The organism is Nocardioides sp. FY1077 (assembly GCF_058681775.1).
In genome coordinates this window covers 977,058-1,001,974 of the sequence record NZ_JBZWDB010000001.1, presented here as the reverse complement: position 1 = coordinate 1,001,974, position 24,917 = coordinate 977,058, and the positions used below count along the sequence as shown (strand labels likewise).

At 74.9% G+C, this 24,917-nt stretch carries 25 protein-coding genes; 3 read left to right on the top strand and 22 right to left on the bottom strand.

Annotated elements, in window-relative coordinates; genetic code table 11:
* Positions 1-2: 2 nt before the first annotated feature.
* The 5 genes from panD to AC4OR8_RS04660 form a co-directional block, all read right to left on the bottom strand.
* The gene (gene panD / locus AC4OR8_RS04680) at positions 3-422 is read right to left on the bottom strand and encodes an aspartate 1-decarboxylase (RefSeq protein ID WP_492164408.1); all 420 of its coding nucleotides are present in this window, start codon (positions 420-422) and stop codon (positions 3-5) included.
* Positions 422-1,408 (bottom strand): pantoate--beta-alanine ligase, encoded by a 987-nt coding sequence (gene panC / locus AC4OR8_RS04675; RefSeq protein ID WP_492164407.1) that lies wholly within the window; start codon positions 1,406-1,408, stop codon positions 422-424. Before panC ends, panD begins: the two co-directional genes overlap by 1 nt.
* Complete coding sequence (locus AC4OR8_RS04670; protein ID WP_492164406.1) at positions 1,405-2,373, bottom strand: Rossmann-like and DUF2520 domain-containing protein; 969 nt, start codon at positions 2,371-2,373, stop codon at positions 1,405-1,407. Before AC4OR8_RS04670 ends, panC begins: the two co-directional genes overlap by 4 nt.
* Positions 2,374-2,570: 197 nt before the next feature.
* A complete protein-coding gene (locus AC4OR8_RS04665; protein WP_492164405.1) occupies positions 2,571-3,485 on the bottom strand; it encodes a glycosyltransferase family protein in 915 nt (304 codons plus the stop codon).
* A gap of 10 nt (positions 3,486-3,495) precedes the next feature.
* The gene (locus AC4OR8_RS04660) at positions 3,496-4,650 is read right to left on the bottom strand and encodes a sulfotransferase family protein (RefSeq protein WP_492164404.1); all 1,155 of its coding nucleotides are present in this window, start codon (positions 4,648-4,650) and stop codon (positions 3,496-3,498) included.
* Between the two features lie 57 nt (positions 4,651-4,707).
* Here AC4OR8_RS04660 and AC4OR8_RS04655 point away from each other — a divergent pair, with 57 nt between their 5' ends.
* A complete protein-coding gene (locus AC4OR8_RS04655; protein ID WP_492164403.1) occupies positions 4,708-5,817 on the top strand; it encodes a glycosyltransferase family 2 protein in 1,110 nt (369 codons plus the stop codon).
* A 94-nt stretch (positions 5,818-5,911) separates the two neighbouring features.
* Here the strand turns inward: AC4OR8_RS04655 and AC4OR8_RS04650 are convergent, their stop codons facing one another.
* The 3 genes from AC4OR8_RS04650 to AC4OR8_RS04640 form a co-directional block, all read right to left on the bottom strand.
* Positions 5,912-6,925 (bottom strand): ABC transporter substrate-binding protein, encoded by a 1,014-nt coding sequence (locus AC4OR8_RS04650; RefSeq protein WP_492164402.1) that lies wholly within the window; start codon positions 6,923-6,925, stop codon positions 5,912-5,914.
* Positions 6,926-7,010: 85 nt separating this feature from the next.
* On the bottom strand, positions 7,011-7,799 hold the full coding sequence (locus tag AC4OR8_RS04645) for an ABC transporter permease (protein WP_492164401.1): 789 nt from the start codon (positions 7,797-7,799) through the stop codon (positions 7,011-7,013).
* Positions 7,796-8,533: an ABC transporter permease gene (locus AC4OR8_RS04640; protein ID WP_492164400.1), complete on the bottom strand. Its 738-nt coding sequence runs from the start codon at positions 8,531-8,533 to the stop codon at positions 7,796-7,798. The genes AC4OR8_RS04645 and AC4OR8_RS04640 overlap by 4 nt, the downstream gene beginning before the upstream one ends.
* A gap of 3 nt (positions 8,534-8,536) precedes the next feature.
* Between AC4OR8_RS04640 and AC4OR8_RS04635 the strand changes: the two genes are divergently transcribed.
* On the top strand, positions 8,537-9,529 hold the full coding sequence (locus AC4OR8_RS04635) for an ABC transporter ATP-binding protein (protein WP_492164399.1): 993 nt from the start codon (positions 8,537-8,539) through the stop codon (positions 9,527-9,529).
* Between the two features lie 226 nt (positions 9,530-9,755).
* Here AC4OR8_RS04635 and AC4OR8_RS04630 read toward each other — a convergent pair whose 3' ends face one another.
* The 13 genes from AC4OR8_RS04630 to dacB all read right to left on the bottom strand — a co-directional run bounded on the left by AC4OR8_RS04630 (position 9,756) and on the right by dacB (position 21,983).
* A complete protein-coding gene (locus AC4OR8_RS04630) occupies positions 9,756-10,895 on the bottom strand; it encodes a GNAT family N-acetyltransferase (protein WP_492164398.1) in 1,140 nt (379 codons plus the stop codon).
* Positions 10,896-10,944: 49 nt separating this feature from the next.
* Positions 10,945-11,670: a hypothetical protein gene (locus tag AC4OR8_RS04625; RefSeq protein WP_492164397.1), complete on the bottom strand. Its 726-nt coding sequence runs from the start codon at positions 11,668-11,670 to the stop codon at positions 10,945-10,947.
* Between the two features lie 9 nt (positions 11,671-11,679).
* Entirely contained in the window at positions 11,680-12,219 is a 540-nt protein-coding gene (locus AC4OR8_RS04620) for a DUF3180 family protein (RefSeq protein WP_492164396.1), read from the bottom strand.
* Between the two features lie 3 nt (positions 12,220-12,222).
* On the bottom strand, positions 12,223-12,792 hold the full coding sequence (gene folK / locus AC4OR8_RS04615) for a 2-amino-4-hydroxy-6-hydroxymethyldihydropteridine diphosphokinase (protein WP_492164395.1): 570 nt from the start codon (positions 12,790-12,792) through the stop codon (positions 12,223-12,225).
* Complete coding sequence (gene folB, locus AC4OR8_RS04610; RefSeq protein ID WP_492164394.1) at positions 12,789-13,160, bottom strand: dihydroneopterin aldolase; 372 nt, start codon at positions 13,158-13,160, stop codon at positions 12,789-12,791. Before folB ends, folK begins: the two co-directional genes overlap by 4 nt.
* Entirely contained in the window at positions 13,153-14,076 is a 924-nt protein-coding gene (gene folP / locus AC4OR8_RS04605) for a dihydropteroate synthase (protein ID WP_492164393.1), read from the bottom strand. Before folP ends, folB begins: the two co-directional genes overlap by 8 nt.
* 1 nt (position 14,077) lies before the next feature.
* Positions 14,078-14,680: a GTP cyclohydrolase I FolE gene (gene folE, locus AC4OR8_RS04600; RefSeq protein ID WP_492164474.1), complete on the bottom strand. Its 603-nt coding sequence runs from the start codon at positions 14,678-14,680 to the stop codon at positions 14,078-14,080.
* A 24-nt stretch (positions 14,681-14,704) separates the two neighbouring features.
* Positions 14,705-16,786 (bottom strand): ATP-dependent zinc metalloprotease FtsH, encoded by a 2,082-nt coding sequence (gene ftsH, locus AC4OR8_RS04595; protein WP_492164392.1) that lies wholly within the window; start codon positions 16,784-16,786, stop codon positions 14,705-14,707.
* A gap of 122 nt (positions 16,787-16,908) precedes the next feature.
* A complete protein-coding gene (gene hpt / locus AC4OR8_RS04590; protein ID WP_492164391.1) occupies positions 16,909-17,460 on the bottom strand; it encodes a hypoxanthine phosphoribosyltransferase in 552 nt (183 codons plus the stop codon).
* Positions 17,461-17,507: 47 nt separating this feature from the next.
* Entirely contained in the window at positions 17,508-18,227 is a 720-nt protein-coding gene (locus tag AC4OR8_RS04585; protein ID WP_492164390.1) for an Ig-like domain repeat protein, read from the bottom strand.
* Between the two features lie 122 nt (positions 18,228-18,349).
* Entirely contained in the window at positions 18,350-19,339 is a 990-nt protein-coding gene (tilS, locus tag AC4OR8_RS04580; protein ID WP_492164389.1) for a tRNA lysidine(34) synthetase TilS, read from the bottom strand.
* Positions 19,340-19,349: 10 nt separating this feature from the next.
* Complete coding sequence (locus tag AC4OR8_RS04575; protein ID WP_492164388.1) at positions 19,350-20,399, bottom strand: zinc-dependent metalloprotease; 1,050 nt, start codon at positions 20,397-20,399, stop codon at positions 19,350-19,352.
* Between the two features lie 84 nt (positions 20,400-20,483).
* Positions 20,484-21,983, bottom strand: a complete 1,500-nt coding sequence (dacB, locus tag AC4OR8_RS04570) for a D-alanyl-D-alanine carboxypeptidase/D-alanyl-D-alanine endopeptidase (RefSeq protein WP_492164387.1) — start codon at positions 21,981-21,983, stop codon at positions 20,484-20,486.
* A gap of 133 nt (positions 21,984-22,116) precedes the next feature.
* Here dacB and AC4OR8_RS04565 point away from each other — a divergent pair, with 133 nt between their 5' ends.
* Positions 22,117-22,611 carry an inorganic diphosphatase gene (locus tag AC4OR8_RS04565; RefSeq protein ID WP_492164386.1) on the top strand — a complete coding sequence of 165 codons (495 nt, stop codon included), beginning with the start codon at positions 22,117-22,119 and terminating at the stop codon, positions 22,609-22,611.
* 123 nt (positions 22,612-22,734) lie between these two features.
* Here AC4OR8_RS04565 and AC4OR8_RS04560 read toward each other — a convergent pair whose 3' ends face one another.
* Positions 22,735-24,870: an acyl-CoA dehydrogenase family protein gene (locus tag AC4OR8_RS04560; protein WP_492164385.1), complete on the bottom strand. Its 2,136-nt coding sequence runs from the start codon at positions 24,868-24,870 to the stop codon at positions 22,735-22,737.
* Between the last annotated feature and the right edge of the window lie 47 nt (positions 24,871-24,917).

Sequence of the window (24,917 nt, the reverse complement as noted above, 5' to 3'; positions counted from 1 at the left end):
GGCTAGCGCCCGGCCAGCACGTCGCCGCGGAGCAGCCCGGAGCCGGCCACCGCCTCGGCGGGGTCGGTCCCGGTGGTGACCACCCGGTTGTCGGCGTCCACGAACACGACGTGCGGCTGATGGGTGCGCGCCTCAGCGGTGGTCATCTGGCCGTAGGCGATGAGGATGACGAGGTCGCCGGGGTGCACGAGGTGGGCCGCGGCGCCGTTGATGCCGAGCACGCCCGACCCGCGCTCGCCGGCGATCGTGTAGGTCTCCAGGCGCGCGCCGTTGGTGACGTCGACGATGTGCACGAGCTCACCGGGCAGCAGGTCGGCGGCGTCGAGGAGGTCCTGGTCGACGGTCACCGAGCCGACGTAGTGCAGGTCGGCCTGGGTCACCGTGGCGCGGTGGATCTTGCTGGTCATCATCGTGCGCAGCATCAGTGGTCTTCCTCGGGGGCGGCCGCGGCCGTGGTGGCCAGGGGCAGGTTGTCGATGAGGCGGGTGGTGCCGACCCGGGCCGCGACGAGCACGCGGGCCGGCAGGCCGGGCACGCCGGCCGGCGCGGGCCGCCCCGGGGCGGGTGCCGGGTGCGCCGCGAGCACGCCCAGCGCGGCGTCGGTGACGACGAGGTAGTCGAGGTCGACGGCGCCCTCGCGCAGCGCGGGGTCGAGCACGGCGCGGGCGGCGTCAAGCGGCGCGTCGGGACCCACACCCCGGCCGGCGGTCCGGGCCGCGTCCTGGGCGGCAGTCAGGGCGGCGTCCTGGGCGGCCCGCAGCGCCCGGCTCAGCACGACGGCGCGGGCGCGCTGGTCGGCGTCGAGGTAGCGGTTGCGGCTGGACAGCGCGAGGCCGTCGGGCTCGCGCACCGTCTCGGCGCCCACGACCTCGACCCCGAGGCACAGGTCGGCGACCATCCGCCGCACGAGCACCAGCTGCTGGTAGTCCTTCTCCCCCAGCACGACCGTGTCGGGCCGCACGAGACCGAGCAGCTTGGCGACGACGGTGAGCACCCCGCGGAAGTGGCCGGGGCGGGTGCGGCCCTCGAGCACCGAGCCCAGCGGGCCGGGCTCGACGCTGACCTGTGGCTCGCGCACGGCGGGCCAGCCCGGGTACACCTCCTCGACGGCCGGGGCGAGCACCACGTCGACGCCCTCGCGGGCGCACACCTCGAGGTCGGCCTCGAGGGTGCGCGGGTAGCGGTCGAGGTCCTCCCCCGGGGCGAACTGCAGCGGGTTGACGAACACCGACGCCACGACCGGGCCGTCCCCGGCGTGGTGGCGCGCCGTGCGCAGCAGCGAGGCGTGGCCCTCGTGCAGCGCGCCCATCGTCGGCACGAACGCCACCCGGGCGCCGGCACCGCGCGCGGGCGCCAGGGCCGCGGCGAGCTCGGTGCGGTCGCGGGCGAGGAGGGGGCCGGTGGTCACGGGCGTGCCGGCGCGGGCCGGGCCGGGCCCGTCGTGCCGGTCGGGTCCGCTGCGTCGAGGACCGCGGTGACGGCCTGCGCGCGCAGCAGCGGCAGTCGGCCGTCGGCCACGGCGCGGTCGCGGGTGGCGCGGGCCATCGCGACGTACGACGCGAGCGTGTGGGGCGCGTTCGCGGCCAGGTCGGCCAGGTGGGCCTCCACCGTGCCGACGTCGCCGCGCACGATCGGGCCGGTGAGGGCGGCGTCGCCGGCGGCGAGCGCGTTGTCGAGGGCGGCGGTGAGCAGCGGGCGCAGCGTGCCGGCGGGGTCGTCGGCGCCGGCGGCCACCAGCACCTCCATCGCCTCGGCCACCAGCGTGACCAGGTGGTTGGCGCCGTGGGCGAGACCTGCGTGGTACAGCGTGCGCATCTCCTCGGCCACCGGCATCAGCCGGCCCCCGAGGCCCGCGGCGAGCACGTCGGCGAGCCGGCGGTCGGCCGGGCGCGCGGTGACCCCGAGCACGCAGCCGTCGAGGCGCTCGAGGTCGACGGCGGTGCCGGTGAAGGTCATCGCGGGGTGCAGGGCGAGCGTGCGGGCGCCCACCCGCTCGGCCGGCGCGAGCACGGCGAGGCCGTGGCGCCCGGAGGTGTGCACCACCGTCTGGCCCTCGTGCAGCGCGCCGCTCGCGGCCAGCACGCCCACGACGTTCGCGAGCATGTCGTCGGGCACGGTGAGCAGCAGCACGTCGCAGGCCCGGGCGACGGCGCTCGGCTTGGCGTTCGGCACCCCCGGCAGCAGGGTCGCGATGCGCTCCAGCGAGGCGGCGGAGTCGCCGGCGGCGGCCACCACCTCGTGGCCGGCCGCGCGCAGGCGGGCCGCCAGCACGGCGCCCACGCGACCGGCCCCCACGACGCCGAGGCGCAGCACGGGGGCGGGGCCGTCAGGGGCGGAGCCGATGAGGGCAGGGGTGGGCAGGGCGTCGACCATGACCGGGACCTTTCGTTTCAGTCCCTCCGACCACCTCCTGGTCGGCGCGGGTGCGCCGGGAGGCCGGGGTGGGTACCGAACGGTGTGTCGTCAGATGCACCGGTGAATCTACGCCGGTGGTGGGCGGGCCGACAGCGCGCGGGCCTGTGACCTGGCCGACAGCCGCCGACAGCCGCGTGGGGGCGGGTCGGGCCGGGTCAGCCGACCTGCAGCGGGCGCGGGGCGCGCGGCAGCCAGGTGCGGGTGACGTGGTCGACGACGTGCACGCCCTCGGGGGCGGTGATCTCGTGGACGCCGTCGGGCACCACGCCCTCGCGCAGCGCGTGGAACACCGCCCACTCGCGGCGCTTGCGCTTGTTGCGGTAGCTGGTCGCGAACGACGCGGGGTCGGTCCAGTGGGCGAACTCGTCGCCGTCGAGGAACTTCAGCTCGACGCACAGCCCGTGGGGCAGCCCGATCGAGCGGCAGCCCTCGGGCGTCGAGCGGATCTCCCACTCGAAGGCCTTGGTGAACACGAAGTCGGGACCCACGGGGTAGCCCCACTCCTCGGCGTTGCGCAGCCCGAGGTCGAGGTAGGCGTGGGAGTCGCTGTCGAGGTAGAGCCCGTGGCGCGGCACCCGCACGATCGACTGCACGTCGCCGACCTGCCAGGTGAGGTCGCCCAGCGACACCTCGCCCTCGGTGGTCAGCACCATGTCGCCGTCCCACTTCCAGGAGTAGCGGGTGCCGACCTGGGCGAAGCACCAGTTGTAGAAGTACGACAGCGAGTGCACCGACAGCTCGTGCTGGGCGAGGTGCTCGGCGCCGGCACGGGCGACCGAGAACGGGTACGTCGCCTGGCTGAGCCTGTGCCCGAGGCCGGCCTGCTCCGCCGTACGGCGCACCACCTCGGGCGAGCCGTCGGTCGAGCCGTTGTCGACGACCAGCACGTGGTCGCAGGCGCGCAGCAGCGGCGGCAGCACGAACGGCAGCGCACGGGCCTCGTCCTTGACCCGGAGCACCGCGGTGCTGCCCGGGCGCAGCCCGCCGGGGCGGGTCCAGGGCCAGGTGATGTCGAAGTCGGTGTGGCCCTCGAGGTTGCGCAGGCCGTCGGGGTTGCGGATGGCGTTCACGACCCGCCCCTCAGCGCTCGCGCCCGGCGACCTTGCGCAGGCCACGACGCACCGACGGCGGCACCATCGCGCGCAGGCCGTGGGGCAGCCGGTCGGCGGCGTGCGACGGGCCCGCGGCGGCCGGCTCCGCTGCCACGGGGGCCCCCGGGCCGCGGCCTGCCGCGGCGCCGGGGCCGCCCTGAGGCCGGGGGCCGCCGCCGGGACGGCGCAGCCGGTGCTCGGTGGCGACCACCGAGGAGCGGCTGATCGCCTCGGCCTCGGCGTACAGGTCGGAGTAGGCCTCGCGCAGCTGGTCGAGGGCCTCGTGCACCGCGGGGGTGTCGCCGCCGGCGTCGGCGAGCTTGTTGAGCTCCGACCAGGTCTCGGCGGTCAGCTCGTGCAGCCGCGGGGGCAGCGCGAGGTCGTCGAGGCTCTGGGTGACCCGGCGCAGGCCGGGGTCGACGAACCGGTGGCCGTCACGGATCTGCTCGCTGCGGGCGTGCAGCACGTGCTGCAGCTGCAGCTGCTCGCCGACCCGCATGGTCTCGCGGGTCCAGTCGTCGAGCAGGTCGGAGTAGCGCACGAACACGCGCCCGCCGTCGGCGACCGACTCGCGGGTGGCCCGCTCGGTGTGCAGCAGCATGTTCAGCCACGAGGCGGTGAGGTGGGCCGAGCCGAGACGGTTGGCGTAGTACTTCTGCTTGCTGCCCACCACCTCCGCCGGCGGGCGCAGCATGGTGGCGAAGACGGGGGTGGCGCCGCTGCGCAGCGCGGCGACGCGCCACAGCGACAGGAACCAGCTGAGCCGGGGGTCCTTGACGACCAGCTCGGGGGCGACCTCGAAGTGCGACTCCAGCCAGGCCGCGGTGGTGATCCGCTCGGGCTCGCGGGTGGAGATGCGCCCGGTCTCGAACCACGCGTCGGGCCGGGAGTCGCTGACCTGCACCACGGCCTCGCGCAGCAGGCGGGTGTGGTGCTCGACGGCCCAGGCCGGCTCGGCGAAGCCCTTGGGGTTGGACTCGTCGGGCACGACCTCCGGGCGCGGCACGTGCAGCCCGAGGATCTGCATCAGCCCGGCCATCGTGCTGGTGCCGCTGCGGCCGGCCCCGGCCACGAACAGCACCTTGCGCGGGTAGGCGGCGGGGTCCGGGTCGGCGGGCACGGTGGCGTCAGGCAGGGCGGTCACGGGACCCGACCCTACTGCCGGCGGGGCCGCGCTGCCGGACCCGCATACGGTGTGCCCATGCCGCTGCGCCGCCGAGGTCCCCTGGTCAGCGTGGTGGTGCCGGCCTACGACGTCGCCGACTACCTGCCCGCCTGCCTCGACAGCGTGCTGGCCCAGAGCCACCGCCACCTCGAGGTGGTGGTGGTCGACGACGGCGCCACCGACGCCACCGGCGACGTGGCCGACTCCTACGCCGCGCGGGACCCGCGGGTGCGGGTGCTGCACACCGCCAACCACGGCCTCGGCGCGGCCCGCAACACCGGCGTCGCGGCGGCGTCCGGCGACCTGCTGGCCTTCGCCGACTCCGACGACGTGGTGCCGCCGGGCGCGTACGCCACCATGGTCGACGCGCTGCGCCGCACCCGCTCCGACCTGGTCACCGGCTCGGTCGTGCGGTGGGAGGGCGGCGACCGGCTCGTCGAGCCGCCCTGGATGCGGCGCCTGCACCGCGAGCGCCGCACGCTGGTGGTCGAGGACCTGCCCGAGATCCTCGGCGACGTGTTCGCGTGGAACAAGCTGTTCGCCCGCGGGTTCTACGACACCGCGGACCTCTCCTGGCCCGAGGGCGTGCGGTACGAGGACCAGCCCACCACCACCGAGGCCTACCTGCGGGCCGGCCGGTTCACCGTGCTGCCCGAGGTCGTCTACCACTGGCGCATCCGCGGCGACGGCTCGTCGATCACCCAGCAGCGCTCGTCACCGGCCGACCTCGTCGACCGCTGGGCCACCAAGAGGATGGCGCTGGCCAGCGTGCAGGCCCACGGGTCGCCCGAGGTCACCCGGGTCTTCCGCACCCAGGTCCTGCCCGGCGACCTGCACCGCTACTTCACCGAGGTGCCCGGCTGCTCCGACGCGTGGTGGGACCTGCTGCGCACCGGGGTGCTCGAGCTCGGCGGCGACACGTCACTGACCGGGTCGGGGCTGCCCCCGGTGCACCGGCTCACCGGCTGGCTGGTCGAGCAGGGGCGCCGCGACGACGCCGCCGCGGTGATGACCTGGGTCGCCGAGCACCCCGGCCCCGCCCCCCGCGAGCGCACCCCCGACGGCGGCGTACGCCTCGCGCTGCCGTTCCTCGACCCCGCCACCGTCGACCCCGCTGCGCTCGCCGTGCGGGCGCACGAGGTCTGAGGGTTTCACCAGCCGGCTGGCGCAACCCGCACCTGTCGGCCGTCGCGTGGGCCGACAGGTGCGGGTGTCACCGGTCAGCCGGTGGAACCCGCGGCTACAGCAGGCCCTCGGAGGTGAGGAAGTCGGCGGCGACGTCCTCGGTCTTCTCGCGGTCGACGGAGATCCGGCCGTTGAGCTCGGTGAGCTTCTCGGTGGTCAGGGCGGCCATCAGCGGGTTGAGCACCTCGGCGATTCCGGGGTCGGCCTCGAGCAGCTCGGTCGACACGGCCGGCACGAGGTTCTGCGCGGGCTGGATCGCCTGGTCGTCCTCGAGGACGACGAGGCCGAGCGACTCCAGGGTGCCGTCGGTGGTGCTGGTCTCGCCGAGCTCCGACTCGCCGTCGAGCACCGACTGGTAGGTCTGGTCGCTGGCGTAGCCCAGCGGCAGGACCTCGGTGACGTCGATGCCGTACTCCTCGCTCAGCCCGCCCTCGCAGTCGAGGCGTCCCTCGCAGTCGGGGGCGGCGGCGAGGGTGACCGACTCGCCCTCGAGGTCGGAGAGCTCGTCGACGTCGTTCTGCTCGGCGTACTCCTGGGTCACGAAGAACGCGTTGGTGTCGGTGGCCGGGGAGACGTCGAGCAGCGTGATGCCTGCGGCGTCGAGCAGCTCCTGGCCGTCCTCGGCGAGCTGCTCGCCGTCGCCGGCCTCGAACGGGTCGGCGTCGTCGCCGTTCTCGCGGGCGTTGAGCGCGTTGACGATGCCGCCGACGTACTCCGGCACGATGTCGACCTGGCCGGGGAACGTGCCGAGGTAGGCGTCGCGGGCGTCGACGAGGTTGACCTCGGGCTGGTAGCCGGCCTCGGTGAGCAGCTGCTCGTACATCGAGGCCACCAGGGCGGCCTCGGGGAAGTTCTGGCTGGCGATCGTGACGGGCCCGCCCACCGGCGCCTCGCCCGTGGCCTCGCCGGAGGCGGAGCCCGAGGCCGACCCGGACTCCGGAGCCGGCGAGGCGACCTCGGTCTCGGAGGTGGCGGCCTCGTCGCTGTTCAGCTCGTCGCCGGCGCAGGCACCGGTGGCGAGGAGGGTGCCGGCGGTGAGGACCGCGGCAAGGGAGCGTCGCAACGTCATGAGGTGCACCTTCTGTGTCCCGCGAGCGGTGTCGCGCGTGTCCGGTCTGCGGGGCTGGCCCGCGTCGGGCGGCCGACGGCGTCGGCTACGAGGAGACTGTAGGCACGTCCACCACGGCCCCGCCTCCCCCGGTACGGCGGTCCTTCGCGGCGCGGCGCGGCGCCGCGGCCCGGGTGGGGTCGACCAGGCGCTGCCCGAGCGCGGCGACGAGCTCCAGCAGGAGGGCCACCACGGCCACCACCGCTGCTCCGGCGAGGCCCTGGCCGTACTGGTTGCGCACGAAGCCGTCGGTGATCACCCGGCCCAGGCCGGGTCCCGCCACCAGCGCCGCGATGGTGGCGGTGGCCCACACCTGCACCAGCGCCAGGCGCAGCCCTGAGCACACCAGCGGCACCGCCAGCGGCAGCTCGACGCGGGTGAACTTCTGCCACCCGGTCATCCCCATGCCGTCGGCGGCCTGCCGCACGTCGGCCGGCACCTCGCGCACCGCGACGTAGGCGTTGGTGATGATCGGCGGTAGCGCGAACAGGGTGAGCGCGACCAGCGTGGCCAGGCCGGCGCGGCCGTACGGCCCGGCCTCGCGCACCCCGGGGAACCAGCCCCCGGTCCAGCCCCACGGGTCGGCGGTGACGAACAGCGCGAGCAGCGCGAACGTCGGCACCGCGCGACCGATGTTGGACACGTTGATCGCGAGGAACCCGCCGCGGCCCAGGTGGCCCAGCCACAGCGCCAGCGGCAGCCCGACCAGCACCGCCAGGCCCAGCGCGCTCACCGTCAGCAGCAGCTGCTGCACCAGCAGCTCGAGCATGCCGCCGTCACCGGTCCAGCTGCCGGCGGCCGTCAGGTAGGCCCACGCGTCGCGCAGCACCGTCATGCCGCTGCCCCCCGGGTGCCGCGCGGCCCCTGGGCCCACGGCGTCAGCACGCGCTGCAGCAGCACCAGCACGACGTCGAGCACCAGCGCGAGGAGCACGCAGAGCACCGCGGCGGTGAGCAGCTCGGCCCGGAAGTTCGTGAGAACCCCGTCCTTGATCAGGTCACCGAGCCCGCCGTACGACACCAGCGAGCCGACCGTGGTCAGCGCGACCGTGGACACCGTGGCCACTCGAAGGCCCGCCACCACCACCGGCAGCGCCAGGGGCAGCTCGACGCGCAGCAGCAGCCGCCCACGGCCGTAGCCCAGGCCGACGGCCGACTCGCGCACGTCGTCGGGCACCGAGCGCAGCCCCTCGAGGAAGGCCCGCACCAGGATGGTCAGCGCGTAGAGCGCCAGCCCGATCACCACCGTCGTCGGCGACAGCCCGGTGAACGGCACCAGCAGGGGCAGCAGGGCCAGCGACGGCACGGTGTAGACACCGGTGGCCGCGGCCAGGATCGCCGACTCCAGGCGGGGCAGCCGCCGGGCCAGCACGGCGAGCGGGAACGAGATCGCGAGCCCGAGCAGCACCGCCGCCACGGTGATGGCGAGGTGCTCGACGCCGGCGTCGACGATCTCGCTGCGGCGGTCGGCGACGTACTGCCAGCAGAACCACTCGTTGGTCAGCCGGCTGTAGCAGCTGGGCCCGTCGGCGAGCGCGCCCGGCGCTGCCGCCGCCACCAGTAGGGTCACCGCATGGAACCTACCGGCTCCCCCGAGGGCCGACCGATGATCCGGCTGCGGGGTGTCGGGAAGACCTACGACGACGGCACGGTGGCCGTGCAGGAGCTCGACCTCGACGTCGCCCGCGGCGAGCTGCTGTGCCTCGTGGGGCCCTCGGGCTGCGGCAAGTCCACGACGCTGAAGATGGTCAACCGGCTGATCGAGCCCACCACCGGGCGCATCGAGATCGACGGCGCCGACGTCACCGACGTCGACCCGGTCGAGCTGCGCCGCGGCATCGGCTACGTCATCCAGCAGGTCGGGCTGTTCCCCCACCAGAAGATCGTCACCAACGTGATGACCGTGCCGCTGCTGTACGGCGAGTCGAAGGCCACCGCCCGCCGCCGCGCCGAGGAGTTGATGGAGCTCGTCGGCCTCGACCCCGCGACGTACGGCGGGCGCTACCCCCACCAGCTCTCCGGCGGGCAGCGCCAGCGCGTCGGCGTGGCCCGGGCGCTGGCCGCCGACCCGCCGGTGCTGCTGATGGACGAGCCGTTCGGTGCGGTCGACCCCGTGGTGCGGGTGCGGCTGCAGGACGAGTTCCTGCGACTGCAGCGCGACCTGGGCAAGACCGTCGTGCTGGTCACCCACGACATCGACGAGGCGGTGCGGATGGGCGACCGGGTGGCGGTCTTCGCCGCCGGCGGACGCCTCGCGCAGCACGCCACGCCGCTGGAGCTCCTCGGGCGGCCCGCCGACGACGACGTGGCCGACTTCGTGGGCTCCACCCGCGGGCTGCGACGCCTCAGCGTCACCCCGATCGACCCCGCTCACCTCGAGCCGCTCGACGGCGTCAGCGCCGGTCAGCTCGGCGCGACCGTCGACGTCACCGCCACCCTCGAGGAGGCCCTCGCCGTGCTGCTGCGCGACGACCGCGGCATGGTCGGGGTGAAGGACGGCGTGCGGTTCGTCGGCGTGCTCACCCCCAACGGCGTCCACCGCGCCCTGCGGGCGTCGCTGGCCTGACGCGGCCCCCGGCGCGGGCCCCAGCGCGGGCTCGTCGGTCGCCCCCGGCTCCCAGCGCGGGCTGCGGTGGTCTCGATGCGCCGGTCCCGGGCTCGCAGGCTCGCCCGGGCGGCTCACTCGACCTGGCCCGTACACCGTGCGGGCTCGTCGGTCGCCCCCGGCTCCCAGCGCGGGCTGCGGTGGTCTCGATGCGCCGGTCCCGGGCTCGCAGGCTCGCCCGGGCGGCTTACTCGACCTGGCCCGTCGACCCCGCGGGCTCGTCCCTCGCCCCCGGGGTGACGGGCACATCCCGGTGCCACGACTCGGTGACGTAGGAGGTCTGCCACCCCAGCGAGGTGTACAGGCCGTCGGCGCCGGTGGAGGAGTCGGCGTCGACCTCGAGGCCGACGCGGTCGCGCCCCCGGCCGGCGGCGTCGGCGATGATCGTGCGCAGCAGGCCCTTGGCGACACCGCGCCCGCGGGCGGCCTCGCGCACGCCGATGTAGGACACGTACGAGCCGTCGGGCCCGTCGCCGGACTCCGAGACCGTGCCGACCAGCGCGCCCACCGCCTGCGGCCCCTCGGCCCCGTCGGCGCCGTCGAGGAGCTCGGCGAGCCACCACTGGTCCCAGCGGTGGCCGGGGTCCTCGCGCAGCCGGTGGAGGAACTCGTCGAAGGTCTCCTCCCACGAGTTGAAGTGGTCGAGGAACGCCTCCTCGAGCACGTTGTGCACGTCGCGCAGGTCGTCCTCGTCGGGCATGCCGCCGTCGGTGCGGCGCACCTGCCGGAACCGCACGCCCTTGCGCTCCCACCGCATGGGGTCGGGCACCAGGTCGGTCTCGTCGGCACCCACCGGTCGGCTCATCTGCCACCACGTGCGGACCTTGTCGAAGCCGGCGTCGCCGAGCCACCGGGCCTGGCGGACGTCGCCCTGGTAGGCGCCGGTGTCGATCTGCTGCACCTCGAGACCACGGGCCTCGCCGACCGCGCGGGCCTGCCCCACGGCCCACTCCACGAGCACCTCGGAGCAAGCGTCGGCGGTGCGGTCGGGCAGGTCGCGGGCCACCACGTGCACGAAGAGCATCCGCCCGCCGGCGCGGTCGTGCACGCTGCCCCAGGCCCGCACGGCGCCGGCGCCGTCCCGCACCACGACGTTCTGCCGGGTGCGCAGACCCGGCTCGGAGACCTCCACCAGCACGTCGTCGACACCGGAGCCCGCCCAGCCGCGGCCGTGGCGCTCGTGGGCGCGCAGGAGTGCGGTCAGCTGCTCCACGTCGGCCGGGTCACCGGGGTCGGGCGAGTCGACCGTCCAGTCGGCGGGCAGGCCGGGGTCCTCGGGCACGAGCTCGACGGGGTCGTCTTCGAACCGGGACTCCTCGGGGATCACGAGGACCGATCATGCCGTACGCCGGGCACGTGGGCGCCGGTGCGGTCGCTCAGGCGCGGCGGCGGCGGGTGGTCTCCGCCTCGGCGGCGCGCCACGCGACGGTCACGGTGTCGAGCTCGGCGCGCAGCGCGTCGATCTCGGCCTCGAGCTCGGCGCAGCGCACGATCGCCTCGGCCGCGCGCTCCTCGGCGGCGTCGAGGCTGCGGGCCACGGAGCGGCCCTCGGTCTCCAGCTCCTGGGCGCGCCGGGTCTCGGCGAGCAGCCGGCGGGTGGTCTCGGCGCCCTGGCGCTGCAGCTTGGCCAGCTCGGCCTCGAGCTCGCCCAGCGCGGTCTCGCGCTCCTGCACCTGCGCCCCCAGCACGGCACGGACGCCGCCGACCTCGCGCTCGACGTGGGCGGCGTGCTCGCGGGAGCGCTCCTGCGCCATCCGCCGGTAGGCCTGGGCCTGCTCGGCGCGGTCGCGGGCGGCGTCGCGGCGCGACTGCAGCAGCTCGGCGTGGGTGATCCGGGTGGCGGCGGCGCCCAGCACCACCGCGACCACACCGGCCACCACGCCGGCGACCCACGAGCCCGACAGCGCGGCGCCCAGCACCACGACGGCGGCGAGCACCAGCAGCAGCGTGGCCACGGTCAGCCGGGTGCTGCGCTGGCGGCGGCGCGACTGCGACGACGCCTGGGACGACACCTGGGACGACGCCTGCGAGGACCCGTCGACGGGGGAACCCTGCGGCTGCTCCGACGCGGATGTGACGGGAGTGGCCGCTGGGGAAGTCATGGCGTCAGACTAGGACGCCGCGTCGTCGTCCCGGACGCGACACGCACGCTCCAGCACGAGCCCCGCGGCGAGCACCAGCAGGCCCGCGACGGCCGCCACCGCGCCGCGCACCGCCCGCTCGTCGGCCAGCTCGGCGGGCTGGCCCACCCAGCTGACGGCGTAGCCGCCGTAGAACCCGGCGACCAGCGCACCGACGTACGCCGAGGCACGGCCCATCGCGAGCCGGTTGACCGCGGCGTGGGGCGCCATCCGCTCCCCACGCACCTGCAGGGCGCGCCAGGTGTAGCCGGCGGTGGCGCCCAGCAGGGCGGCCACCAGCAGCAGGGTGACCGGCTGCGACCACGACACCACCGGCGGCACCGCCCCGGCCAGCTCGGCCAGCGGGCGCACCGCCCAGCCGACGACCAGCGCCACCACGGTGGCCACCGTCAGGCCGCGCGGCGAGGCGGGGACCAGGCGACGCCCGTCGTCGCCGGGGCCTCCCGGGCGGCCGGAGCCACCCGCGCCCCCCGGGTCACCGGGCCGGCGGTCACCGCGCCCGTCGGCCACGCGTCACTCGACCTCGAGGTGGAGGTCGTCGCGCAGCGCGACGCCGTCCATGCCGGCGGCGGCCAGCAGCTCGGCGATGGGGCCGTCGTCGGGCAGCGAGGCGTCGGGCTCGAGGTCGAACCACGGCTTCAGCACGAACGGGCGCTCCTTGGCCCGCGGGTGCGGCAGGCGCAGCGACGGCTCGTCGCTGCGGCGGTCGCCGACGACGATCAGGTCGACGTCGAGGGTGCGCGGGGAGTTCGGGACGTCGGTGCGCTCGCGGTCGAAGGCGTCCTCGATGGCCAGGGCACGGTCCATTAGCCGGGTGGCGGCCAGCGTGGTGTCGACGAGCACGACGGCGTTGAGGAACGGCTCGGAGCCCGGCGGGCAGCCGACCGGCTCGGTCTCGTAGACCGGGGACACGCCGGTGACCCACACCTCCGGGGTGTCGGCGATGGCGTTGACCGCGCCCTGCAGGGCAGCGAGGCGCTCACCGAGGTTGGACCCGATGGCCAGCACCGCGCGCCGGATCGGCCGCATCTCACCGGTCAGGGTGTCCGCGTCGATGATGTGCGGGTTGGGGGTCTCGGTCACGTGGCGTCCTCGCGGGTTCGGGTGATCGTCAGCGCGACGTCGGCGAACGTCGCCTCGATGGGGGCATCCGGCTTGTGGATCGTGACGCGAGCCCAGTCAACACGACGATCCGCAACGCACACGTCGGCGATCCGCTGGGCGAGCGTCTCGATCAGGTCGACGGGGTCGCGCTCCACCGCGGCCCTCACGTCGGCCACGAGACTTCCGTAGTCGACGGTGTCGTGCAAGTCGTCCGAGGCGGCCGCGGGGGCGGTGTCGAGGCCCAGCACGAGGTCGACGACGAACGTCTGGCCCTCGCGTCGCTCGTGGTCGAAGACCCCGTGGTGGCCCCAGCACTCGACGCCGAGCACCGCCAGCTCGTCAGCCATGGTCCACCCCTGCCTCGTCGGGTCCGCCGCCTGCCACGCCTGCCGCGCCGGGCGTCCGGAGCATCCCGGCCACCGCCAGCGCGTCGCGCGCCGACCGTACGTCGTGCACGCGGACCCCCCACACACCGGCCCCGGAGAGGTGGGTCAGCAGCGCGCTGTGGGCGTGCTCGCGACCGTCGACCGGTCGCGGCGCGCCGTCGGCGCCCGCCAGCAGGCTGCCGAGGAACGACTTGCGGCTCGCCCCGACCAGCACCCGGTGGCCCAGCGCCAGCACGGGGTCGAGGTCGCGCAGCAGCTCCCAGTTGTGCTCGCCGCGCTTGGCGAAGCCCAGGCCGGGGTCGAGCACGATGCGGTCGTCGGCGACGCCTGCGGCGCGGATGGCCTCCACCCGCTCCTCGAGCTCCTCGCAGACCGCGGCCACCACGCCCCCGGGCGCGTCGTAGCTGGCGAAGTCGGCCATCCGGTCGGCGTGGGCACGCCAGTGCATCGCGACGTACGTCGCGCCCGCGGCCGCCGTCACCGCCAGGATCTCGGGGTCGGCCAGCCCTCCGGAGACGTCGTTGACCACGACGGCCCCGGCCTCCAGCGCGGCGGCGGCGACCTCGGCGCGCATGGTGTCGACCGAGACCACCGCACCCTCGGCGGCCAGCTCGGCGATCACCGGCACGACGCGGGCGACCTCCTCGGCGACCAGCGGGCGGGTGGCGCCGGGGCGGGTGGACTCCCCGCCGATGTCGAGCAGGTCGGCGCCGTCGGCGAGCAGCGCCCGGCCGTGGGCCACCGCGGCGGCCGGCTCGACGTAGCGCCCGCCGTCGGAGAACGAGTCGGGGGTGACGTTGACGACCCCCATGACGCGCGGGCGGCCCAGCGGCACCAGGAGGGCCGCGGCGGCGCCGGGGTGCGAGGCGCCGGCCACGTCAGTGCGTGCCGCGGATCAGCGCCATGGCCTCGGCGCGGGTGGGCCCGTTGTGCATCATCCCGCGCACCGCGGAGGTGATGGTGCGCGCGCCGTGCTTCTTGACCCCGCGCATCGTCATGCACAGGTGCTCGGCCTCGATCACCACGATCACGCCGCGCGCCTCGAGGATCTCCATCAGCGCGTCGGCGACCTGCGTGGTCAGCCGCTCCTGCACCTGCGGGCGCTTGGCGTAGACGTCCACCAGGCGCGCCAGCTTCGACAGGCCGGTGATCTTGCCCGACGCGGCCGGGATGTAGCCGACGTGGGCCACGCCGGTGAACGGCACCAGGTGGTGCTCGCACATCGACCACAGCTCGATGTCGCGCACCAGCACCATCTCGTCGTGACCGAGGTCGAAGGTGGTGGCGAGCACCTCCTGCGGGGTCATCCGCAGCCCGGCGGTCAGCTCGGCGTACGCGCGGGCCACCCGGGCCGGGGTGTCGCGCAGGCCCTCGCGGTCGGGGTCCTCCCCGATCGCGGCGAGCAGCTCGCGCACCGCGGCCTCGGCGCGCGGGTGGTCGAACGGCGGGACGTCCTGCGGCGCGCGGTCGGGCGCGCGCACGGGCTGCACGGCATCGCTCACCGCTCAGCCCTGCTGGTTCGGCGTGCCGGGACCGGCGCCCGGGGCGGGCGGGGTGGCCGTGGGGGTGGACCCGTAGCCGGGGTCGCCGTGCACGTCACCGCCCGCGCCGGGCGGGGTGAGCACCACACCGGCGCCCTGGCCGGCGTACCCGTTGGAGCGCACGCGGTCGCGGATGGCCTGCGGGATCTCGACCGCGGGGATGTCGGAGGGCCGGCGGTGGGGCGAGCCGGTCCAGGCCGGACGCTCGGCACGGCGGCGCAGCGGCTCGAAGACCCGGGCCACCTGGGCCTTGTCGAGGGTCTCCTTGTCGAGCAGCTCGAGCACCAGCGCGTCGAGCACGTCGCGGTTCTCCTCCAGGATGTCGAAGGCCTCCTGGTGGGCGACGGCGAGGAAGTTCTTGGTCTCCTCGTCGACGATCGCGGCGACGTCCTCGGAGTAGTTGCGCGAGTGGCCCATGTCGCGGCCCAGGAACGGCTCGCCCTGGGTCTCGCCCAGCTTGATCGCACCCAGCCGGTCGGTCATGCCGTACTGGGTGACCATCGCGCGAGCCAGGTTGGTGGCCTTCTCGATGTCGTTGCCGGCGCCGGTGGTGGGGTCGTGGAAGATCATCTCCTCCGCGGCGCGGCCTCCGAGCATGTAGGCCAGCTTGTCGAGCATCTCCGAGCGGGTCTGGGAGTACTTGTCCTCGTCGGGCAGCACCATCGTGTAGCCCAGCGCCCGCCCGCGCGGCAGGATCGTGATCTTGTGCACCGGGTCGGTGCCGGGCAGCGCCGCGGCGACGAGGGCGTGGCCGCCCTCGTGGTAGGCCGTGATGAGCTTCTCCTTCTCGCTCATCAAGCGGGTGCGCCGCTGCGGGCCGGCGATGACGCGGTCGATCGCCTCGTCGAGCGCGGCGTCGGTGATCAGCTTGTCGCTGTTGCGCGCGGTGAGCAGCGCGGCCTCGTTGAGCACGTTGGCCAGGTCGGCGCCGGTGAAGCCCGGCGTGCGGCGCGCCACCGACAGCAGGTCGATGTCGGAGGCGATCGGCTTGCCGCGCGAGTGCACCTGCAGGATCTGGTGGCGCCCGGCGAGGTCGGGGGCGTCGACCTGGATCTGGCGGTCGAAGCGGCCCGGGCGCAGCAGCGCGGGGTCGAGCACGTCGGGGCGGTTGGTGGCGGCGATCAGGATGACGCCGCCGCGCACGTCGAAGCCGTCCATCTCGACCAGCAGCTGGTTGAGGGTCTGCTCGCGCTCGTCGTGCCCGCCGCCCATGCCGGCGCCGCGGTGACGACCCACGGCGTCGATCTCGTCGATGAAGACGATCGCCGGGGCGTTCTCCTTGGCCTGCTCGAACAGGTCGCGCACGCGGGAGGCGCCGACACCGACGAACATCTCGACGAAGTCGGAGCCGGAGATGGAGTAGAACGGCACGCCGGCCTCGCCGGCGACGGCGCGCGCGAGCAGGGTCTTGCCGGTGCCGGGAGGGCCGTAGAGCAGCACGCCCTTGGGGATCTTGGCACCGACGGCCTGGAACTTGGCGGGCTCCTGGAGGAACTCCTTGATCTCGCCGAGCTCCTCGATCGCCTCCTCGCAGCCGGCCACGTCGTTGAACGTCGACTTCGGCATGTCCTTGGAGATCAACTTGGCCTTGGACTTGGCGAACTGCATGACGCCGCGTCCGCCGCCGCCCTGCATGCTGTTGAGCAGCCACAGGAACACGATGAAGATGATGACGATCGGCAGCACGGAGAAGAGGAACGAGCTGAGGATGCCGGGACGCGAGATCTCGGTCTTGACGTCCTCGATCGTGCCCTCGCGGAACTGGGCTTGGGCGGCGTTGATGATGTCGCGCTGCGTGCCGTTGATCCAGTACGTCGTGACCTCGGACCCGGCGTCGCGCACGCCGTCGTCGAGGACGGCCTTGATCTGCTGGTCACCCCCGACGAAGGTGATCTCCTGGACCTCGCCGTTGCTGATGTAGTCGTTCATCGTCGAGGCGTCGACCTCGTCGCCGCCGGAGTTCGGCGCCAGGAACTGCAGGGCGAGCAGCACCCCCACCACCGCGACGACGATCCACACCCAGGGACCCTTGAAAAAGCGCTTCACGGACTTCTCTCGTCTTGTGCACGTCGGAACCCACGACGGTACAGGTCGCAGGCTCCCGCCAGTCTCTCAGGCGTGCGGTTGAGAGCACCCTGAGAACGCACGCCGCGGCGCGGGGGTGCGGGTCAGGAGTAGACGTGCGGCGCGAGGGTGCCGATGTCGCGCAGGTTGCGGTAGCGCTCGCGGTAGTCGAGGCCGTAGCCGACGACGAACTCGTTGGGGATGTCCCAGCCGACGTACTTCACGTCGACGGGCATCTGCAGGGCCTCGGGCTTGCGCAGCAGCGTGCAGATCTCGACGCTCGCCGGGCTGCGGCTGCTCAGGTTGGACGTCAGCCACGACAGCGTGAGGCCGGTGTCGATGATCTCGTCGACGATGATCACGTGGCGCCCCGAGATGTCGGTGTCGAGGTCCTTGAGGATCCGCACCACGCCGCTGGACTTGGTGCCCGAGCCGTACGACGTCACCGCCATCCAGTCCATCTCGAGGTGGCGGCTGAAGCTGCGGGCCATGTCGGCCATCACCATGACCGCGCCGCGCAGGATGCCGACGATCAGCAGGTCCTTGCCGGCGTAGTCGTCCTCGATCTGGGCGGCCAGCTCGCGCAGCCGCTCCTGGATCTGGGCCTCGGTGAACAGCACGTTGACGAGGTCGTTCTCCACGTGGGCAGAGTCCATGCGCAGAGCCTAGGACGACGCGGCGCCGGCACGCCCCCCGGGCCCGGTCACCCGCGACCGGCCTGGGTGACCACGACCGTGGACGAGCCCTGCGAGGCCTTCAGCACGGCGTTGCCGCGGTAGGCGACGGTGAGGGTGTGGCTGCCGCGGGCCAGCCGACCCACGCGCAGGGTCGCCCGCCCGCGGTCGCGCTCGTCGAGCACGGTGCGCCCCAGCACCCGGCGGCCCTCGGAGACCACGACCGCGCCGGTGGGACGGGCGGCGTCGCGGGTGCTGGTGACCCGCACGCCCACCACGACCGGCTCGGTGGTGCGCACCCGGCGCGGGGCCTCGACGGCGACCTTCGAGAGCACCGGCTGCTTGACGAGCTCGAGGCGACCGAGGCCGGCGCGCTCGCGGCGGGCGCGCTCCACGGTGGTGGCGGCGGTGGTGTAGCCGGGCTTGCTGAAGGTGACGACGTAGGTGCCGCGGGTGACGCGCAGCGCGAAGTAGCCGTGGGGGTTGTCGTTGTCCGGCGAGGCGTACGACAGGTCGCTGGCGACGACCTCCCCGTCGAGGGTCTCGGCGGTCACGGTGACGTCGTCGACGGCGCGGCCGAGCTGGTCGACGACCACGCCCTGCACGAGGGCGCCGCCGGTGCCCTCGACGAGGGGGGCGGTGCCCCACGCGCCGGACGTCGACGTCGCGGTGGCGGCCGGGCCCGGGGCGGTCAGGGCGGTGGCGACGAGGGCGGCGGCGGCGAGGGTCGTCGAGGTGAGCATGCGCATGGGGGGCTCCGAGGGGCGTGACGGGTGCCGCTGGGTGGGCGGCGGGACTGCTCCGATCGGCCGTCCCCGCCGGGGCCTGAGGAATTTCCGCGACCTCCGTCGAGAAATTTCCGCCGGCGCGCTCAGCGGGGGTCGGCGGGCGCCCGCACGACGCGCAGCAGCCCGTCGGCCCGCACCCCGCGCAGGTGGCCGGGCAGGTCGACCCAGCGCTGCCCGCGCCACGCGGTGACCAGCGCGTCGAGGGCCACCACGTGCTCGTGGGCCAGCTCGGAGGCCGGCGCGCCGGCGGCCAGCGCGGCCAGCCGCAGCACGCGCCGGCGTACGGCGTCGGGGCGGCGGGCGAGGTCGTCGACGGCCAGGGCGCCGTCGGGAGCCCGCAGGTCGGCGTGGTCGGCCTCGGCGAGGTCGTCGAGCAGGTCGACGTCGGCGCGCACCTGCTCGGCGGTGCGGGCCAGGGTCGCGGCCACCCCGGGCCCGAGGTGCTCCTCGAGCACCGGCAGCACGTCGCGGCGCACCCGCACCCGTGCGAAGCCGCGGTCGTGGTTGTGCGGGTCGTCCCACACCTCGAGGCCCTCCACCGCGCACGCGGTGACGGTGTCGTCGCGCGAGACGTCGAGGAGCGGACGGCGGTAGACGTCGAAGGCGCGCCGCATGCCGGCCAGGGAGCGCCCTCCCGAGCCGCGGGCGAGCCCGAGCAGCACGGTCTCGGCCTGGTCGTCGCGGGTGTGGCCGAGCAGCACGGCGGCAGCACCGAGGTGCTCGGCCACCTGGCCGAGCACGGCGTAGCGGGCCCGGCGGGCGGCGTCCTCGGGCCCGGTGCCGCCGGGCTCCACCTGCACCCGCGCGCCCAGGGTCTCGTCGACGCCGAGGTCGGCCATCTGCGCCACCACGCGGGCGGCGTGGGCGGCGGAGCCCTCCTGCAGGCCGTGGTCGACGGTGACACCCACGACGCGGCGCGCGCTGCGGCGCTCCTCGTGCACGGTGGCCGCGAGCAGCGCCAGCGAGTCGGCTCCCCCGGAGCAGGCCACCGCCACCACGGCGTCGGGGGGCAGGTCGGCCAGGCAGCGGCGCACGGCGACCCGCACCGCGGCGACCGAGGGGTGCAGGCTCACGGCGAGGCGCCTAGAGGACGCGCGCGACCCAGGCCGCGGGGTCGGCGATCTCCGCCTTCGACGGCAGGTTCTCCGGCCCGGCCCACACGGCGTTGAAGTCGTCCATGCCGACGCGGTCGACCACGCCGCGCACGAACGCCGCGCCGTCGCGGTACTGCGCCATCTTGGCGTCGAGGCCGAGCAGGCGGCGCAGCAGCCGGTCGATCGACCCGGCGCCCTTGCGGCGCTCGTCGAAGCGGGTGCGGATGGCGTCGACGCTGGGGATCACCGAGGGACCCACGCCGTCCATCACGACGTCGGCGTGACCCTCGAGCAGGCTCATCACGCCGGTGACCTGGTCGAGCAGGGCCTTCTGCTCCGGGGAGCCGACGAGCTCGACCAGCGAGCCGGAGCCGGAGCCGTCGGAGGAGCGGTGGCGCAGGCTCTCGCCCAGCCGCTTCAGGCCGTCGTCGAAGAGCCGGGAGGTGTCCATCGTGTCGGCGACCTGGCCGACCAGGGAGAAGAGGTGGTCGCGCATCCACGGCACCGCGGTGAACTGCACGCGGTGGGTCTCCTCGTGCAGGCAGACCCAGAGCCGGAAGTCGTGGGGGTCGGCGCCGAGCTCGCGCTCGACGTGCACGATGTTGGGCGCCACCAGCAGCAGCCGGCCGGCCGGGGCGAAGAACGGGTCGAACTGGCCGAGCACCTTGCCGCCGAGGAAGCCGAGCAGGCCGCCCACCTCGAGGCCGGTGATCCGCGAGCCGAGGGCCAGCGACAGCCCCGACGGCGGCTTCTTCTCCACCAGCTTGGCCACCACCGGCGCGAGCACGGTGCGGAACCCGTCGGCGCTGGCCTGCACCCAGCCGGCGCGGTCGACGACCAGCACCGGGGCGGTGTCGTCGGGGGCGTCGAGCCCGGTGAACCCGCGCACGAGACCGGTGGAGCGGGCGGCCCCGGCGCGCAGCTCCTCGACCACCTCGGTGGCCTCGCCGCGCCCGACGACGGGACCCTCGCCGGCCAGCCGCGAGCCCAGGGAGACCGCGAGGTCCCAGTCGATCATCTCGGGCGTGGGGGGCGTCATGCACCGAACCTATCCAGCGGCCCCACCCGGCGCGGGCCGCGGGAGGGTCCGCGCGGGCGTCGGGGCAGGCGTCAGGAGCAGGCGTCAGGAGCAGGCGCAGTCGGCGAGCGCGGCCGCGGCGCGGTCGAGGGCGGCGCGGGCGTCGAGGGTGTCGACCACCCGCACCCGGTCGGCCATCAGCGCGAAGACCATCGGGGTGCCGGTGCGGTCGACGGCCACGCCGGCCAGGCTGGTCACGCCGGTGAGCGTGCCGGTCTTGGCGCGCACGTCGCCGACGGCGGCGGGCGGGGAGTCGACGAACCGGTAGGCCAGCGACCCGGTGAACCCCGCCACCGGCAGGCCGGCGAGCAGGGCGCGCAGCGGCGAGTCGTCGGGCGAGGTCGCCACCGCCCGGAGCACGCCGACCAGCGTCTCGGGGCCGATCCGGTTCTCCCGCGACAGCCCGCTCCCGTCGTACAGGCGCGCCGGCCCGGGGACGCCGAGCCGCGCGAGCACCTCGCGCACGCCGCGGACGCCGCCCGCCGAGCTGCCGTCGTCGCCGGCGGCGAGGCCGACGTGGCGCAGCAGCACCTCGGTGGCCTCGTTGTCGCTGACCAGCAGCGCCTGCTCCACGACCTCGGCGACGGGGGCGCCCGACACCGCTGCGACCGGCTCGGCGCGGCGCGGGGCGGCCGCGGCCACCGGCACGGCCCGCACCGGCACCCCGGCCGTGCGCAGGGCGGCCACGAAGACGTCGGCGGCGTCGCGGGCGGGGTCGGCGACCCGGCCGACGCCACTGGCGGGACGGCCCTGGTCGACCCAGAGCGCGCCGATGGGCGACACCACGGCGTCGGGCACGTAGTCGGCCGGCCAGGTGGGGTTGACCGCGGGGCCGGAGAACAGGGTGTCGTCGTAGGCGACGCGCAGCGGGCCGTCGGCGCGCGTCCCACCGCCGCCGCGCAGCGCCGCGGCGGTGCGCCGGGCCAGCGTGGTGAGGTCGGCGCGGCGCGGGTAGCCCCCCTCGCCGGCCGCGGCCGGGGCGCGGGTGAGGAACGGGTCGCCGCCGCCGACCAGGGTCAGCGTCGATCCGCGGCGCACCACGCGGGTGTCGAAGGTCGTGGCGGGGTCGAGCAGGTCGAGCGCGGCGACCGCGGTGAGCAGCTTGGTGGTCGAGGCCGGCACCGCCGCACCGCTGCCCCGGCGGAACGCCACCGAGCCCGACGCGTCGTCGCCGGTGAGGCCGGCCACCGCGGCCACCACGTGCCGACCGAGGTCGCGGTCGTCGAGACGCGCCGCCAGCGCCCGTCGTACCGCGGCACGGTCGAGACCCGCCGCGGCGGCCTCGCGGGCCACCGGGGCCGGGCGACGCAGCGCCGGCAGGTCGAGGCCCGGGGGTGGCGCGACGCTCCCGGGGCGGGCGGGGTCGCCCTCCGGGGCGTCCGGACCGCCGAGGACCCCCAGCCGGTCGGCGAGGTCGTCGAGACCGCCGGTGCGCCAGGCCACGCCGCCGGCGCCCACCAGCGCCAGCACCACCAGCACGACCAGGCCGGTCCGCGCCCGCCCGCCGCGCCGCGCGGAGGGGTGGCGTACGTCACGTCCGGACACCGAATCCCCTCCCGCTGCAGTGTTTCGGCCCATTGTGCGCGAGAATCACGGCCGGGCCCGCGCCGGGCCCAACGACCGGATCCACACCTGACATCCCGGCCCGACACGCGGCCGACACCTGCGGAGGCTGACTGTGCTCGAGTTCGACGTTCTCGTGGAGATCCCCAAGGGTCAGCGCAACAAGTACGAGGTCGACCACGAGTCGGGCCGCATCCGGCTCGACCGGACCCTCTTCACCTCCACGCAGTATCCCGCCGACTACGGGTTCATCGAGAACACCCTCGGCATGGACGGCGACCCGCTCGACGCGCTGGTCATCCTCCAGGAGCCGACCTTCCCCGGCTGCCTCATCAAGTGCCGCGCGATCGGCATGTTCCGGATGACCGACGAGGCCGGCGGCGACGACAAGGTGCTGTGCGTGCCGGCCACCGACCCGCGCCAGGAGCACCTGCGCGACATCAGCCACGTCTCGAAGTTCGACCGCCTCGAGATCCAGCACTTCTTCGAGGTCTACAAGGACCTCGAGCCCGGCAAGTCCGTCGAGGGCGCCGAGTGGACCGGCCGCACCGAGGCCGAGGCCGAGGTGCACGCGTCCTACAAGCGGTTCAAGGACACCGGCGGGCACTGAGCCCCCCTCCACCCCGCCGCAGTGCTGCTGCGGCGGGGTGGTCTCGAGACCCCCACCGAGGCCCGGTTGTCGAGGAGCGAGCGCCAGCGAGCGTCTCGAGACCACCCCCGCCGCCCGTGGGCGTCAGCCCACGGGCTCCTGGGTGGAGGCGGCGGCCTCACCGCGGGCCGCCGCGGCCCGCACCGACGACTCCCGCGGGGTGCCGGGGGCACCGACCAGGGCGGGCGAGCGCAGCATCTCCTCGGGCACGCCGAGCGCGTCGGCGAGGTCGACGGCCAGCGGGCGCACCTTGCGGCACAGCGCGGAGACCTCGCGGCTGATGGCCTTCGAGCGCTGCACCGACAGCCGGCCGTGCTCCATGAACCACGCCCGGTCGGCCTCGATGACCGACAGCGCGTGCAGGTCGCACAGCAGGTTCAGCGCCACCTTGAGGTCACCGTCGGGCACGGTGCGGATCTTCTCCACGAACGCCTCGAGCACCAGGCGCTCCATGTGGGCGCGCGCCGCGCCGATCACGTGGTCCTGCACGCGGGAGAACACCGCGCCGGCGTTCATCCCGCCGTCGATGCCGCGCTTGAGCCGGCGGGCGACCCCGCTGATCATGTGCTCCTCGCGGAAGCGGAGCATCGCCAGCTGGTACTCCGGGTCGAGCAGCCCGGCCTCCTGGTCCCACTGGTCGCCGCCGGGCAGCACGTCGCGCAGGCGCTGGGCGATCTTGTGCACCGAGGTCTTCTCGACCACCGTCTCCACGGCCAGCCCGGTCACGAACTTGACCATGCCGAACTGGTCCATGTCCTCGAACTCGCTGGCGTAGCCGGTGAGCAGGCCCTTGGCCACCAGCTGCAGCAGCACGTGGTTGTCGCCCTCGAAGGTGGTGAAGACGTCGGTGTCGGCCTTCAGCGCGGCGAAGCGGTTCTCGGCGAGGTAGCCCGCGCCGCCGCAGGCCTCGCGGCACTCCTGGATCGTGCGGGTGGCGTGCCAGGTGCCGAGCGCCTTGGTCCCGGCGGCGCGCGACTCCAGCTCGCGCTTGGCCTGGTCGTCGTCACGGGCGCCCGAGGCGACCTCGTGCAGCTGCTCGGCGACGACCTCCTGGGCGAAGTGCAGCGCGTAGGTGCGGGCCAGCAGCGGCAGCAGGCGGCGCTGGTGCATGCCGTAGTCGAGCAGCAGCTCCTCCTGCTCGGGGTCGGAGGCCTCGAACTGGCGGCGGCGGTCGCCGTAGCGCACCGCGATCGCGAGGGCGACCTTCGCGGCGTTGATGCCGGCGCCGCCGACGCACACCCGGCCCTGCACGAGCGTGCCGAGCATCGTGAAGAAGCGGCGGTTGGGGCTCTCGATGGCGCTCTCGTAGACCCCCGCCGGCGTCACGTCGGCGAAGCGGTTGAGCAGCGCCGTGCGCGGCACCCGCACGTGGTCGAACCACAGCCGGCCGTTGTCCACACCGGGCAGGCCCATCTTCGGGCCGTCGTCCTCGATGCGGACGCCGGGCGCGGCCTCGCCGTCGACGCGGATCGGCACGACGAACGCGTGCACGCCCTGCGACTCCCCGCCGATCTCGAGCTGGGCGAAGACCACCGCGACCTCGCCGTGGGCGGCGGCGTTGCCGATGTAGTCCTTGCCGGCCTCCTCGGTGGTCGTGGTGATCTCGAACTCCTGGGTGGCCACGTCGAAGGTCGCCACGGTGCCGAGCGCCTGCACGTTGGACCCGTGCCCGGTCTCGGTCATCGCGAAGCAGCCGAGGAGGCGGCCGCTGATCAGGTCGGGCAGGTAGCGGTCGTGGTGCTCCTGGGTGCCGAGCTGCAGGATCGCGCCGCCGAACAGGCCGAACTGCACCCCGCTCTTCACCAGCACCGACAGGTCGCCGAAGGCGAGCGTCTCGAACGCCGCCACGGAGGCGCCGACGTCGCCGCCGCCGCCGTGCTCCTCGGGGAAGCCGAGACCGCTCTGCCCGGTGGCGGCGATCTCGACGACGACGTCGCGCACGCGGTCGCGGAAGTCGTCGGCGCTCATCGTCTCGGCGTCGCGCAGCACGTCGACGTGCTCGACGAGGCTCTCGCGCACCATGCGCCGCACCTCGACGTAGCGGCCGTCGAGCAGGCGGGTGAGCGCCTCGACGTCGACCTCGGGCTGCCGGTAGCCCTTGCCGGGGCGCTCCTCGTGCTCGACGCGGCGGTCAGCCGCCTCGCCGGGGTTCGGGCCGCTGCCCGGGGTGGGGTCGGGAACCTGCGCGGCGGTGGACGGGGTCACGGTGTCGCTGGCCATGACCCGATGTTACTCGCGCGTAGGTCGCGCGCCAGGGGTTCGCGGCC